Raw genomic sequence first — 13,147 nt, 5'->3', positions numbered from 1 at the left:
GTAAATTACCTATCCTACGTTTAATTTTTTCTTCTGTGCAAGAATATATTCTGCGGTACGCATCGAAAGCGCAAGAATGGTCCAGGTTGCATTTTTATCACCCTGCTGAACAAAAGGTGCAGCATCTACCACAAATAGATTCTTGCAGTCATGCGCCTGGCAGTACTTGTTCAATGCAGACGTCTTCGGATCATCTCCCATTCTAACCGTTCCAACTTCATGGATAATCTTACCTGGTGCTTCCAATCCGTAGTTTGTATCCGCGCCAGGTAACTTTGAAGTAATCACGGCGCCCATACCATGCATAATTTCTTTGAAGGTCTCCTGCATGTGTTTCGCTTGCTTAACTTCTTCAGGAGCCCATTTGTAGTGGAAACGTAGCACCGGAATACCGAATTTATCAACTGTTTTCGGGTCTATTTCACAGTAGTTGCTTTCACGGGCAATCGCCGTTCCGCGACCAGCCATACCTACACCGGTTCCATAAAACCTTCTGTAATCATCTTTCAATGATGCACCATAGCCTCCTGCTTCTTTCATTTGACCATCACGGCCGGGCACCAGACCATTCATGCCCTGCATGCCACCACCAAAACCGTAAGAAGGCATGTGCATACCGCCACCATACTCAATATGGTAACCTCTAGGGAAATCCAGATTTTTATTGTTTAACCACCATGGTGAATAGATGTGCACACTGCCCACACCATCTTCATTATAGCGTTTACGATCCATCAATTGCGGAAGGAAACCACTTAAACTTGCACCGGTAGAATCATGAAGGTATTTACCAACAACACCAGAACTGTTCGCAATCCCATCCGGGTGTGCTGCAGATTTTGAGTTCATCAATAGCCTTGCAGATTCACAGGCACTTGCACCCAGGATCACGACTTTACCGCGTACCTGATGTTCCTGAAGATCACGTGTATTCACATAGGATACGCCTGTTGCCAGACCAGCTTTATCTGTTAGCACTTCGCGTACCATGGCATTCGTGATAACCGTCAAATTGCCTGTTTTTACGGCAGGAATAACCAGACATGAAGAAGCAGAGAAATCCGCATAAACCTTACAAGCCCTGCCACATTGGCCACAGAAGAAACATGAACCACGTTCTTTGTTGCCCGGAAGCGCTTCTGTTAATACCGACCCACGACCTGGAATAACCGTAACTCCCGCCTTCTTCGCACCTTTACGTATGAATAACTCATGAAGTCTTGGTTTTGGTGGCGGAAGAAAGATGCCATCCGGTTCATTTTCGATCCCTTCAACCGTGCCATAAACACCAATTAAACGATCTACTTTATCATAAAAAGGCTTTAAATCATCATAGGTAATCGGCCAGCTATCAGTCAGGCCGTCTTTAGGCTTGAAATCTTCCGGACCCATACGCAATGAGATCCTACCCCAGTGGTTCGTACGCCCACCAAGCATTCTGGATCTAAACCATGCAAATTCCGAGTTGTCCTTTTGGGTGTAAGGTTCTCCATCCAGTACCCATCCGCCATAGGAAGCATCAAAATCACCGAATGGTCTTGTTGTACTTGCACCACGGCGAGGCGACTCCCATGGCCATTTCAGTTGTTGCGCGTCGGTCCTGGGATCAAAATGATCTCCTGCCTCCAGCATCAAAACTTTTTGTCCGGCATGGGCCAGCACGTAAGCTGCCATACCTCCGCCAGCACCTGATCCGATAACAATCGCGTCGTACTCAGTGTCTGACTTCTTAATTTGAAAATCTTTCATTTCACACTCGGTATTAAGGTTTATAATGGTTTCTGCCTGTAATTTAAGGATAATATTCACACCTCAAAGTCTTTCCAACAACATTGATACGTTTTTACTAAAACGTTTTCGCAGGATATGAGCCCATATTATGCATGAGCATGCTCAATATCAGAGCAGATGCGGCCGTTTAGCAGTATTCGTCCTAGTTTCTAAAATTCTGGGTGATCATTAAGCCATAGAAGCCGCCATCCTGAATCCCAATGCCTACTCGTCCGAAAGCGCCATTTAGAATATTTGCACGGTGACCGGGTGATTTCATTAAACCATCATGGGCAATTTCCAGGGACTGCGCCAGGGCCAGATTTTCCCCTGCCGTCAGAAACGACACCTGCTCAGCAGCCATACGGTCGAAAGGATCCTTGCCTTCCGGGCTCCGATGTGAAAAGTACCCCCGCGCAAACATATCGGCAGCATGCTTACGTGCAACCAGCCGCATTTCAGGATCAGTAACAAGGGGCTTCAAGCCCATGAGTTTGCGCTCCTTATTGATCAGCACCAGCATCTGCTGCTCCAAAGTTGGATTGGGTACCGGATCACTCACTTTGAACGGCAGCTTAATGGTTTCTTCGGCATTTACATGACTGGGATGCTTGGTGAAATCATTGCCTCCAGAAAATATACCTGCGAGTTGCTTTCCTAACCAGTCGATTTCAGTTATCAATGGTCTCGCAATGCGACTTTCCCGCACCTGCATGGGTACTTTACTATTTAGAGGCAGTAACAAGAGCAGCGTCGCCACAAAAGCCGCACATAAGGCACCATTAACTAAACCCGGAAGCAGACCAAGGCTCCTGTTTACCAAACTTGCATGAACGCGTGGCGGTATGTACCGGAACAGGTGCCCTACAATCCAGTCAAGCAGGAGCTTTACAGCAATCGCTGTGAAGATGAAAGCGAAAGGGCGTGACCAAATCACGACACCTGGAAATAGCTGTTCGATAAAGCGACTTGCCTGTGCGTTGGTATAGAAAGCTAAGACTAAGCTCCCAAGCCAGCTGATAAGGTCTGCCGTCGTAAATAGAAAACCCCTTTCCCAAGCTGAATAGATCGGAAGCACGAGAACAACAACCAATAAAACGTCAATATAATTCATAGCATAAAATCGAAGACCAAAGAAATAATGAGAAAAAATCTCCCCGAAATGTGCAAATACGTGAAATACTTACTACCTTAAAAATATTAAACCCTAATAATCAATCATCTCAATCCCAAATTCAACCAGGATGGATACCTCCATTGATCAATCCTCACACCAGGTAACCCCTCCAACTTATTTGAAAGCACGCTGCGCTTGCGCCATTGCTGCACCAACGCTATTTTGCGCCATCAGCAACAGCTATAAAGCTCTGGGTATTAATATTTTAATATTCAAAAAATTCCTTACACAAGAAGGGTATTTATTTCAAATATTTGGGGGTTTTCCTTGTAAAGTTTTGATTATGGTTAAACTAAATTTGGGATACCTATATTTTTTGTCTAAAACCTATGACTATGTTCAGACTTGTTTATTTTGATCCTGCACAAGGATATGGAGCGATCGACTCCCAACGTTACAACCAGATTATTGACACTGACAACCACCTCAAGAAGGAAGGTAAAGAGGTCATTTGTATTGTAGATTATGATCAGAAAATGATTGATCATAAAAGCGCCGACTATCGGGAACATCGCGACAATATAGACGACTACATCTTTGACTACGAGTTTCTAAACAGCTGAGGGGGTTCTCCCCTCGCTGCTCATTCTATTTAAGAACAATGCGCTTGCCGCTTTTCGCGGATGCTTTCGCTGCTTCCAGAATTTTGACCACTATAAGGTTATTCTCCAGGGAAGACAAGTCGTTTTTCGGCGAGATCTTCCCACTTAATAGTGCTTCAAGATACTTCAGATGATCCGCAAAACCATCTGGCCGTGCTGCTGCTGTAGACAGTTTGTAGCTATTGCCATCACCTGCCCGTGTACGTAAGGTTTGCGGATCTACTGCTTGAATATAGCCGCTTTCGCCGAAGACCTCCATGTCTTTAATGGCAAAGGGCCAGTTCCATGAAGCTTCAACAATACCTGTGGCATCCGCATACTCCAGCAGTATGGTTGCATCATCGTCCACATTCGGGTAAATGTCTTTCTTAAGCTGACGGGTCACTGCCCTGACTGCGACAGGCGCCTTACCATCCATCAACCAGGTCATGAGGTTTGCACCATAACAGCCAAAGTCGACGATAGCTCCGCCACCGTTTTTAATTGGGTCGGTCAGCCAGCTTAAAAATGCCGCACTCACATTGATTTCCTTCGGTCCCTGGTGTCCATCATGAACAATCATCTTCCTCACACGACCAATTTCCTTGTTCGTCTTAATTCTGGTATAAGCCTCCTGATTGCTCGGGTACCAGGTTGTTTCATAATTGGTAAGCAAATGGATTTTATGTTGCCTGGCGAGCTGCGCCATGCGGTTAGCATCCTTTACCGTTGTTGCAAGTGGTTTCTCCACCATGACGGATATGCCCAGCGGTGCCGCAGCTTCAACAACCTGGAGGTGGTCGCTTATGGCATTGTAAGCAAGCACAACATCGGGCTTGCGTTTCGATAATAGAACTTTAAGGTCCGGCTCAAAAATGGAATCCGGGAGTTTATACCGCGCTTTGAACCGCTTGATTAAAGCAGGATCTGATTCTGCAATGCCTAAAAGCTGCACCGCTCCTTTTTCGTAGCTGTTCATAATCGAATAAACATGATCATGATTTAGCCCCGCAACCACAACTTTCAACTGCTGACCTTTCGCATCTGCTATAAAGCAAACTAGTAAAACACACCAGACCCAGAATGCCGGTCCTATTTTGTAATCTCGCATATCATCTTTCTTGATGAGCAATTTAGGCATTCTGCGTCGTTAAACTTTCCTGAAATGCGTCTCAAAATCAAAAATATAGGTTAATTTTATGTTAAATCTAAGGGTTATGCTGAATCACTTCCTAAATATTGGCTGGACCATTCTGGGTTTTCTACCGGTTTATTACTTCTGGTCTTTACATGGTTTAGGCTGGCCATTCTATGCCTTACTGCTGATCAGTTGCATAGCGTTTTTCCTGCCTGAAAAACTATACAGCAAACTAAAAGTCAGTAAAGATCTTCGTGTGTATAAGCGACTCGGTGTCAAGTTCGTGAGGCGTTTTGCGCAGGATGGAGATTTTGAGCCGAGCAAAGGTGTTAAGGGCTACCTCAGCAAAATCCGAATGTTTGAACGTTATCATTTCTGCTGCCTGATATTCTTTGAGGCGAGCAGCGTATATGCCTGTTATTTCGAGGAATATCTTCTTGCTTTCCTGATCTTTTTCGGCAACATCCTGTATAATGTATTTCCGATACTCCTGCAACAGTATAATCGTATACGGATTACCAGAATCCTAAAGCAGCAGGGCTTACACATGTAAAGTTGCCATACAAACATCAAATTAGCTGAAATATTGGCATCTTCTACCGCATTGCACCATTTTTGATTTAAGCATTCAAACGGCATAAGATAGTTGCCGTCGGAAGGTTGATTAAAAAAAATTGAAATAGCTATGGGATTAATGGGATATTACCTGATTGCAGGCGTTATGTTTCTGGTGGGCATGATTGTCAGCAACAGACTGAAAAGTAAGTTTACAGAGTACAGCCAGATTGGTTTAAGAAACGGCCTAAGCGGTCGCGAGATCGCAATGCAGATGCTTCAAGACAATGGCATCTATGATGTTCGTGTACTGTCTACTCCGGGGGAACTGACAGATCACTATAATCCGGAAAACAAAACAGTGAATCTAAGTCCGGACGTGTATTCGGGTCGCAGTGTATCCGCAGCAGCAGTAGCCGCACACGAATGTGGGCACGCGGTGCAACATGCAACAGCATACAGCATGCTGAAATTCAGAAGTGCAATCGTACCGTTGGTAAACATCAGTTCCCAACTCTCCCAATGGATTATTTTAGCTGGATTAGGACTGATGTTTGGTCGTTCAAACCCCACGATCCTGCTGATCGGCATCTTACTCTTTTCGTTAACAACATTATTCACACTCATCACCCTGCCGGTAGAATATGACGCCAGTAATCGTGCTTTAGCGTGGCTGGAGCGCAAGGGTATGACAACCCCTGCCGAACACGACAAAGCGGCTGACGCCTTAAAATGGGCTGCAAGAACATATCTTGTTGCTGCAATAAGTTCTGTTGCTACACTACTATATTACATATTGCTGTTTCTGAATGCGAGAGACCGGGATTAATCCCCCTCCCTTAACCTATATTTTACAACAAAGAAAGCGGGCCTCAAGCCCGCTTTCTTTGTTGTAAACCCATCCATTTGCTTCTATCGAATATTTTTAGCTATTTTTAAGTGCTAACCTAATAAACCTATTCACATGAACACAAATTCAAGAAGGTCTTTCCTTAAAAATCTGGGGATGCTTTCAGCCGCTACTGGCCTGGCTCCACTTGTACCTTTTGACGCTTTCTCAATAGAGAAAAAAGCTTTTTTCGACATTTCTCTAGCGGAATGGTCTTTCCACAAAGCGCTGTTTGCTAAGAAAATGACAAACCTGGAATTTCCGCTAAAAGCAAAAAAAGATTATGGCATCAACATCGTAGAATATGTAAGTCCGTTCTTCGACAAAAAGGAATCGGATCAGGCCTATTTAAAGGAATTGCTAACCATTACCAAAAACGAAGGTATTCAGAACCACCTGATCATGGTTGATGGCGAGGGCATGCTGGGCGATTCAGATGAGAAAGCAAGAAAAGAAGCCATTGAAAAACACTATAAATGGGTTAGTGCTGCGAAGTATCTGGGCTGTAAAAGCATCCGCGTAAATGCTGCTGGTCGTGGTACTGCAGAAGAAGTAAAAACCGCTGTGGTAGACGGGCTGGGGCGCCTTGCAGAATACGGTAAAGCACATAAAATCAACATCATCGTTGAAAACCATGGTGGCCACTCTTCAGACGGTAGCTGGCTGGCTTCCGTAATGAAACAGGTTAACAATCCATACTGTGGAACGCTACCTGACTTTGGTAATTTCAGAATCAGCAAAGATCAGGAATACGATAAATACAAAGGTGTAGAAGAGCTCCTGCCTTATGCAAAAGGCATCAGTGCCAAAGCCTTCAACTTTGATGCAAATGGGAATGAAGACACCATTGATTTCGACCGTATGTTTAAAATCATCAAAGATGGTAAATGGAGTGGCATTGTCGGTATAGAATACGAAGGAACGAAGCTTTCTGAAGAAGAGGGCATCAAGAAAACCGTAGAGCTACTACGCAAAATACAAAAGCAATACGCCTAATTGCTAGCCAAATTATAATCTTGAAAGCCTGATACCTTTTAAAAGGATCAGGCTTTTTCATTGCCATAAAGCTCCAGCACAGTGATCAGTTGATCATACTCTGCCTGCCACACATTCTGCATGTTTTTAAAATGCGCACTAAGCGCCTCATTCAGTTCTGAAAGCAAGATGCGCCCCGCTTTGTATTGTTCCTGCACCAGGTTAACGTTCTCCGCAGAGAGTTGCTCAATCGCTTTTGCATTTTGAAGCACTTTATCTGCCTGCTGAATATTTAACTGCTGCTGCCGGCGATTCGCAGCTTCCAGGGACTGCTCTTCCCGGTACTGTGAAGACAGCAGTTGATTCTGTAGGCCAAGCTGCTTACGCTTCAAGCTCCGGTCGACCGTTTCTGAAATCGGTAGCCTGATCCCCATATTCACATAGCTATTGCCAAACCAATTGTTATTGTTCCATAAGGTAAGACTGTTACTATAAAACTGACTTCCATAGAACGCATTTAACGTGAACGTTGGCAAGGCTTCAATTTTCAGAGACCTGAGCTGCAGCTCCACTTTCTGTTGCTCCAGACGTAAAGATTCCAACTGGAGATTCGTATGCTCCCCTTTTAACCTCGATATGATGTCTCCCGTAGAACTTGATAATTGGGTATAACCACTAACGTCCGCGAACTTGGAGAGTTCAATGTTTGCAACTTGGAGCACGCGGTAGGCCTCATGCAGCTGTGTTTGCTTATTCAGCAATTCCTGTTTTGCTTTATTCAGCTCAACGGTAGTCATACGGCCTGCACGTTGTCGATCTGCAGTAATTTGCACGATCGCCGCATATCTTGTTGAATCGGCAATGGCCTCCAGATACTGTTTAGAGGATATGATCACCTTCGCATAGGCGGAAGTCGCTTGCTTCTTCCAGTCCTGCAAGGTCTGCGCATAATCCAGTTGCGCAGCCTTGCTATCCAGCGCTGCTGTTTTCAGGGACAGCTTGTTCTGCGGATTGAAAACATCCATAGAGAACTGGATACCTGCTTTAGCGGACCAGTCTGTCGCAAATTTCAGTGGCAATATCTCTCCCGGGGCAGCATTTGGGTTAAAAGCAATAGCCGGAACAGGCGTAGATGGGGTAATCAGGTTGCGCTGCAGGTTCGCATCTCCGTAGATCAAAGGCAATCTGCCGAGCTTTTCAGCCCTAATATTCAGCGCTGCAAGTGTAAGATTGGTATTTGCCTGTTTAAGCTTTTCGTAGTTGCCCGCCATTGCCCACAAGGAATCTATAGACAAGTTTTGGGCAAAAGCGCCAAGACTAAAGCAACATAGGATTGTGGTAACTATTATTCGATTCATATTAAAATACTGATGCTGGTTCCAACCTGGATATTTTCCGCACGGCAAACAATGAACCGCCAATGGAGATGAGCAAGGTTAAGCCAAAAAGAAATGCAACAAATGGTAAACTAAAGTTGATAAACAGGCCACTGTTCTTTACGCCCTGCTGGAAGCCCAGCAGTAGCAGCATGGCGATTACAAATCCAAACACCGCGTACAAAAATGCTTGCGTAACGATCAGCCGGTTCACATACCCCTTCTTAGCCCCAATGGCCTTCAGCGTACCATAATCCTTTATGCGGTCCAATGCAGAAGAGTACAGCGTTAAGCCAATAATAAAAAATCCACTGATCATCGCAAAAACGACCAATGTGCCAAAGCTCATACCCATATTCGAGGAGATCAAAATTTCCTTCACCGTAGAGTTCCTCAGTTTTTCCACATCCCAGGCCCGTAGTTTTGGATATAAACTGTTGATACGCTCAATTACTTCCATTTTGTCAACCCCCGGCGCAAGTCTCACAGAGACAATACTCACCGTTGAAGGATCCAGATTTCCATAGAAACGCGCATTTTCAATCGTCGTATACATGAAATCACCACCAAAGGCCTGTGCTTTCTTGGTAATGAGCTTAATACGTGCACTTTTCCCGTTTAGCTCTATCGGCTTATTTAAAAACAGTTCCGTTTTCCAGGAGGAGGCATTGAAGAACTCGGCAGAAACTGCTTCCGGTGTAGCCAAGTCGGCCAGCCTACCCTCAAAGATGCGGTCCTGTGTTGGCCCGGTAATAAATACAGGCGCTTCACTGCCAATCAGATTCACCCCTGCGGTCTTGCCATCCAGAAAAGAAGCCTGACAACTCACAATAACAATTGGATAGGTTTGTTCTACCCCTTTGATGCTACGTATTTCCTGCACGTAGCGCTGATCAATCCGGTTAAGTACGTTCACATTCTCAGTCTGATTTTCAATCACCCAGATGTCGCGGTCCGTCAGGTTTGCATTACTCACCAGGTTCCCCATCAAGCCCATGAGGAAACCCAACAGGCCAAGCTGCTGTCCGATCAGGAAAATACTGATCACAATGGCCGTCACGATCCCAATGCTTTTGGAACGGTCAAACTTTATAAATTTCCAGGCGAGCAGAATCATAATTAGTTTAAAATAATCTTACATTCTACCTTATCATTGATGAGCAAAGGTCGCTTGGAGCGCTTGATGGTCACCGTCATCCGGCGTACCCTGCGGTCTGTCCCCTCACCTATCTTCTCATACAGAATAGACTTATCCTGAAGTGAAGCCCCGACAAAGCTGATTTCCCCCTCTGCAACTGGCGTTGCGCTACTCGTCGGGTAGATCAAAACACGCTGCCCGACTTTAACTTTGCCGGCATAAAGTTCATCCACCTCGCATTCAGCAACCACATCACCTTCTGGAGCCAGCTCCGCAAATACCGCATTGGCTTGCAAAACCTGACCTTGTCTTACGTCCATATTCAGCAATATGCCCGCAGCAGGGGCTTTTATTTGCCTGTCCTTCAGGTTCAGTGTTGAACGTTGCTGCCGCTGCTTCAACTCATTCAGCGACTCCCGGTTTGCACTAACCGTTTGTCTTGCCTGGGCAACTTTTTGTAGCTGCTGCTGGTAATTCGCCAGATCGGTGGTCAACACTTCCTGGGTTTCTGCACCTTTTTCCGCAAGTGCCCTGCTGGTCTGGTATTTTGCTTGTAGCTCATCCAGTTTTATCTCCGCAAGTCGAACTTCATACGCATCCGCAGTATTGCGGGTGGCCTGTGCTGCAACTTGCGCCTGACTTTCCGATGCCGCTAGCTGTTCTTCCCTGGCGCGCAGCTCCAGAATCAGATCGCCTTTTTTCAGGCTATCTCCAGCTTTAACATGAAGTTGTTCAATGTTTCCCGTCACCGTGGCAGAAAGGCTGATGATACCTGCTTTTGGCAGGATCTTACCCACACTTATTACTTCTTTCGCTTCCGCAATGACCTGTTCTGGCTTCACAGGAGCAGGCTTGTCTTGATCGCCGCCCCCACAAGCACTGAGCAGCAACATCGTCGTAGCGCAAAATAGATTACTTATATTCTTCTTCATTCGATATGGTATTAGATACTTTGCCTTCCTCAACATAAATGATTCTGTCGGCAAATTTCCGAAGTCTTAAATCGTGTGTCACAATGATGACCGCCTTACCTTCCTCTGCCAATGCTTTCAGCTCCTCCATAATCACGGCGGCGCTGCGCGCGTCTAATGATGCCGTTGGCTCATCACATAATACAATTGGCGGATTGGTCACCAATGCTCTTGCTATGGCGACGCGCTGCTTTTGTCCACCGCTGAGTTTCTTCGGTAAGTTGTACATGCGGTCAAGCAGGCCTACTTTCTCCAGTGCGTCCTTCGCACGTTGGCGGGCTTCAGCTTTGGGCAATTGCTGAAGTACCATGGGTTGCATCACATTCTCGAGTGCATTCAGTGGCTCCAACAGGTTGAACTGCTGGAACACAAAACCAATTTGGCCCAACCGGATCGCTGCAAGTTCATTTTCCTTGAGGTCTGTAACCTTCCTGTCGAGGAAAAAGACTTCGCCCGCAGTTGGGTAGATCACACAGCCGATAATGGACAACAAGGTCGTTTTGCCGGAACCCGATGGCCCCATAATCAAGGTCAACTCCCCTTTTTTAAGCTCTAAATCCGTACTGTCCAGCGCCGTGATGGTCGTATCGCCAGTTTTATATATTTTATTTACCCCTTTTAAGGAGATAACGGTTTCCTGCATCACCTGCTTAACAAAAATTCCTAATCAAGGTTGCCAATTTAGCAGTTTTATAATGATAAATTTGGTTTATGAACCGTTTAGATCGATTAGTCGCAATACTGGTACAGTTACAATCCCGGAAGGTATTAAAGGCACAGGATGTTGCCGATCGGTACGAAATTAGCTTACGGACGGTGTACCGCGACATGCGCTCTCTGGAAGAGGCTGGCGTCCCCCTGATCGGTGAAGCAGGTTTAGGCTACGCCCTAGCTGCAGGTTACCGGCTTCCGCCCGTGATGTTCAGCCGGGAAGAAGCCACAGCCTTCCTTACCGCCGAAAAACTTGTCTCCAAATTTACAGATGCCGCAAACAGCGCGAGTTATCAAAGCGCAATGGATAAGATTCGCGCCGTGTTGCGCAGCACGGAACAGTCGTACCTTGAAAATATTGACACCCGGATTGAAGTGCTGCAGAGCAAGCGTCCTACAGCCCCGCTCCACGACAATTTGATGCAAACCATATTGAAAGGCATTGCAGACAAACTGCTGCTTGAGATTAACTATTTCAGCTACTACAGGCAGGAACAGCTACGCCGGCAGGTTGAGCCAATTGGCGTATTCTACCTTGATAACTACTGGCATCTAATTGCTTACTGCCGCAGCAGAAATGCCACTCGCGATTTCCGATTCGATCGTATTTCCGATATAAAGCTGCTTGATACAAGCTTTGATGATGTTCACGGACCCTTTCTGAATTATGTCAAAAATCTTTACAAAGACGTATCACTCCTGGCGGTGCAGATTCGCGTAGACCATAATGCATATCGGCATTTGGGTGAGCAGAAATTTTACCAGGGATTCATCGGAGAGGAAATTATGCCGGATGGCGTCGTAATGGACTTTATGACCCTATCACTAGAGGGTTTTGCACGCTGGTACATGACGATGGCTGATTGTGCAGAGATCCTTTCGCCCTCGCGATTGGCAGATCGCGTGCAGGAGTTGCTAGTCGCCGCTTCGAAAAAAATAAATAGTTTTCAAGGCTGCTGACATAGGGTTGTCAGTGGAACCTGCTTCTTTGTATCAAATAAAAAAACAAGCATATGTCGACAATTAAAGAATTTTTAGAAGAGCTGGATCAGGAATCTGTGGTAACCCGTAAAATGCTGGAGCGTATTCCGGACGATAAACTTGAATGGCAGCCACATGTGAAAAGCATGCCCATAAAAATGCTGGCCGGACACATCGCGGAACTCGCAGGCTGGATCACATTAGCCTTTGCTACTGATGAACTGGACTTCGCAACCACGCCCTACAAGTTACCGGAATGGAATACCAATGCCGAGCTACTTGACTTCTTTGAGCAGCAACTAGCAGGTGCAAAAGAACACCTGATGAACGGCAAGGAAGAAGACCTTGAACCACAATGGACTTTACGTAACGGAGAGATCGTTTACATGACCTTAACCAAAAGAGCACTCGTAAGACAGTCCTTGAGTCAGATTATTCACCACCGCGCGCAACTGGGCGTTTACCTGCGATTGCTGGATATTCCAATCCCCGGTACTTACGGCCCAAGTGCAGACGAGCAATAGTCATTTTAAGCCTGCCAAAATATGGCAGGCTTAAACTACTTTTTCGGAAAGCCTGCATCTGCTTTCAAAGCTTCAATTTGTCCTGTATGCCGGGCCGTGTGTCCTGCAATATACAAGAACCCATGGTAGCCATCGGTGGCACCGAATGGTGTATCACTGATGTGAACTGTTCCGCACTTAGTCCACTCACACTCCGCGCCAGGGCGTCGTAAGTCTGCTGGAAATAAGCATTCAGAAAAGCTTTATCTTTTTGCTTTTCCGCTCCTTTTCCAGTTATTTTAAGGTTTGTCGTGGATTGCTGCGCATGAACACCAAAGAGGGTCATGACCAGCAATGATAAGATGAATATCCGTTTCATAAC

14 protein-coding genes are annotated in these 13,147 nt (G+C 45.7%); 6 read left to right on the top strand and 8 right to left on the bottom strand.

Annotated features, from left to right (window positions below; translation table 11 throughout):
* Positions 1-9: 9 nt before the first annotated feature.
* Positions 10-1,749, bottom strand: coding sequence for a GMC family oxidoreductase (locus tag IEW69_RS01680; RefSeq protein ID WP_188625083.1), 1,740 nt, complete (start codon positions 1,747-1,749; stop codon positions 10-12).
* A gap of 184 nt (positions 1,750-1,933) precedes the next feature.
* On the bottom strand, positions 1,934-2,884 hold the full coding sequence (locus IEW69_RS01675) for a CvpA family protein (protein ID WP_188625082.1): 951 nt from the start codon (positions 2,882-2,884) through the stop codon (positions 1,934-1,936).
* 398 nt (positions 2,885-3,282) lie between these two features.
* On the opposite strand from IEW69_RS01675, the gene IEW69_RS01670 reads away from it, so the two are divergent.
* Complete coding sequence (locus tag IEW69_RS01670) at positions 3,283-3,510, top strand: hypothetical protein (RefSeq protein WP_188625081.1); 228 nt, start codon at positions 3,283-3,285, stop codon at positions 3,508-3,510.
* A 25-nt stretch (positions 3,511-3,535) separates the two neighbouring features.
* Here IEW69_RS01670 and IEW69_RS01665 read toward each other — a convergent pair whose 3' ends face one another.
* Entirely contained in the window at positions 3,536-4,669 is a 1,134-nt protein-coding gene (locus IEW69_RS01665) for a Gfo/Idh/MocA family protein (RefSeq protein ID WP_229663478.1), read from the bottom strand.
* A 76-nt stretch (positions 4,670-4,745) separates the two neighbouring features.
* Between IEW69_RS01665 and IEW69_RS01660 the strand changes: the two genes are divergently transcribed.
* From IEW69_RS01660 to IEW69_RS01650, 3 genes are all read left to right on the top strand, one after another.
* Entirely contained in the window at positions 4,746-5,219 is a 474-nt protein-coding gene (locus IEW69_RS01660; RefSeq protein ID WP_188625080.1) for a glycosyl-4,4'-diaponeurosporenoate acyltransferase CrtO family protein, read from the top strand.
* Between the two features lie 132 nt (positions 5,220-5,351).
* The gene (locus IEW69_RS01655) at positions 5,352-6,050 is read left to right on the top strand and encodes a zinc metallopeptidase (RefSeq protein WP_188625079.1); all 699 of its coding nucleotides are present in this window, start codon (positions 5,352-5,354) and stop codon (positions 6,048-6,050) included.
* A 135-nt stretch (positions 6,051-6,185) separates the two neighbouring features.
* On the top strand, positions 6,186-7,106 hold the full coding sequence (locus IEW69_RS01650; protein WP_188625078.1) for a TIM barrel protein: 921 nt from the start codon (positions 6,186-6,188) through the stop codon (positions 7,104-7,106).
* 47 nt (positions 7,107-7,153) lie between these two features.
* Here IEW69_RS01650 and IEW69_RS01645 read toward each other — a convergent pair whose 3' ends face one another.
* The 4 genes from IEW69_RS01645 to IEW69_RS01630 are packed head-to-tail and all read right to left on the bottom strand — an operon-like array spanning position 7,154 to position 11,213.
* Positions 7,154-8,443, bottom strand: coding sequence for a TolC family protein (locus IEW69_RS01645; protein ID WP_188625077.1), 1,290 nt, complete (start codon positions 8,441-8,443; stop codon positions 7,154-7,156).
* Position 8,444: 1 nt separating this feature from the next.
* The gene (locus tag IEW69_RS01640; protein ID WP_188625076.1) at positions 8,445-9,578 is read right to left on the bottom strand and encodes an ABC transporter permease; all 1,134 of its coding nucleotides are present in this window, start codon (positions 9,576-9,578) and stop codon (positions 8,445-8,447) included.
* A gap of 2 nt (positions 9,579-9,580) precedes the next feature.
* Positions 9,581-10,531 (bottom strand): HlyD family secretion protein, encoded by a 951-nt coding sequence (locus IEW69_RS01635; protein WP_188625075.1) that lies wholly within the window; start codon positions 10,529-10,531, stop codon positions 9,581-9,583.
* Positions 10,512-11,213 (bottom strand): ABC transporter ATP-binding protein, encoded by a 702-nt coding sequence (locus IEW69_RS01630; protein WP_188625074.1) that lies wholly within the window; start codon positions 11,211-11,213, stop codon positions 10,512-10,514. Before IEW69_RS01630 ends, IEW69_RS01635 begins: the two co-directional genes overlap by 20 nt.
* A gap of 68 nt (positions 11,214-11,281) precedes the next feature.
* Here IEW69_RS01630 and IEW69_RS01625 point away from each other — a divergent pair, with 68 nt between their 5' ends.
* The gene (locus IEW69_RS01625) at positions 11,282-12,241 is read left to right on the top strand and encodes a helix-turn-helix transcriptional regulator (protein WP_188625073.1); all 960 of its coding nucleotides are present in this window, start codon (positions 11,282-11,284) and stop codon (positions 12,239-12,241) included.
* Positions 12,242-12,294: 53 nt separating this feature from the next.
* Entirely contained in the window at positions 12,295-12,786 is a 492-nt protein-coding gene (locus IEW69_RS01620) for a DinB family protein (RefSeq protein WP_188625072.1), read from the top strand.
* Between the two features lie 64 nt (positions 12,787-12,850).
* Here the strand turns inward: IEW69_RS01620 and IEW69_RS01615 are convergent, their stop codons facing one another.
* On the bottom strand, positions 12,851-13,144 hold the full coding sequence (locus tag IEW69_RS01615) for a hypothetical protein (protein WP_188625071.1): 294 nt from the start codon (positions 13,142-13,144) through the stop codon (positions 12,851-12,853).
* Positions 13,145-13,147: the final 3 nt, after the last annotated feature.

The sequence above is a fragment of the Pedobacter quisquiliarum genome (assembly GCF_014642175.1).
Classification (GTDB): Bacteria; Bacteroidota; Bacteroidia; order Sphingobacteriales; family Sphingobacteriaceae; genus Pedobacter; species Pedobacter quisquiliarum.
The sequence above is the reverse complement of the archived record's forward strand: the minus strand, read 5'-3'. Positions and strand labels throughout refer to the sequence as shown.

What these genes read in the sequence shown, in the direction of transcription:
- IEW69_RS01645 (WP_188625077.1), bottom strand. Translation starts at nt 8,443, where the DNA reads ATGAATCGAATAATAGTTACCACAATCCTATGTTGCTTTAGTCTTGGC.
- IEW69_RS01625 (WP_188625073.1), top strand. Translation starts at nt 11,282, where the DNA reads ATGAACCGTTTAGATCGATTAGTCGCAATACTGGTACAGTTACAATCC.
- IEW69_RS01615 (WP_188625071.1), bottom strand. Translation starts at nt 13,144, where the DNA reads ATGAAACGGATATTCATCTTATCATTGCTGGTCATGACCCTCTTTGGT.
- IEW69_RS01655 (WP_188625079.1), top strand. Translation starts at nt 5,352, where the DNA reads ATGGGATTAATGGGATATTACCTGATTGCAGGCGTTATGTTTCTGGTG.
- IEW69_RS01630 (WP_188625074.1), bottom strand. Translation starts at nt 11,213, where the DNA reads ATGCAGGAAACCGTTATCTCCTTAAAAGGGGTAAATAAAATATATAAA.
- IEW69_RS01675 (WP_188625082.1), bottom strand. Translation starts at nt 2,884, where the DNA reads ATGAATTATATTGACGTTTTATTGGTTGTTGTTCTCGTGCTTCCGATC.
- IEW69_RS01620 (WP_188625072.1), top strand. Translation starts at nt 12,295, where the DNA reads ATGTCGACAATTAAAGAATTTTTAGAAGAGCTGGATCAGGAATCTGTG.
- IEW69_RS01665 (WP_229663478.1), bottom strand. Translation starts at nt 4,669, where the DNA reads ATGCCTAAATTGCTCATCAAGAAAGATGATATGCGAGATTACAAAATA.
- IEW69_RS01680 (WP_188625083.1), bottom strand. Translation starts at nt 1,749, where the DNA reads ATGAAAGATTTTCAAATTAAGAAGTCAGACACTGAGTACGACGCGATT.
- IEW69_RS01660 (WP_188625080.1), top strand. Translation starts at nt 4,746, where the DNA reads ATGCTGAATCACTTCCTAAATATTGGCTGGACCATTCTGGGTTTTCTA.
- IEW69_RS01635 (WP_188625075.1), bottom strand. Translation starts at nt 10,531, where the DNA reads ATGAAGAAGAATATAAGTAATCTATTTTGCGCTACGACGATGTTGCTG.
- IEW69_RS01670 (WP_188625081.1), top strand. Translation starts at nt 3,283, where the DNA reads ATGTTCAGACTTGTTTATTTTGATCCTGCACAAGGATATGGAGCGATC.
- IEW69_RS01640 (WP_188625076.1), bottom strand. Translation starts at nt 9,578, where the DNA reads ATGATTCTGCTCGCCTGGAAATTTATAAAGTTTGACCGTTCCAAAAGC.
- IEW69_RS01650 (WP_188625078.1), top strand. Translation starts at nt 6,186, where the DNA reads ATGAACACAAATTCAAGAAGGTCTTTCCTTAAAAATCTGGGGATGCTT.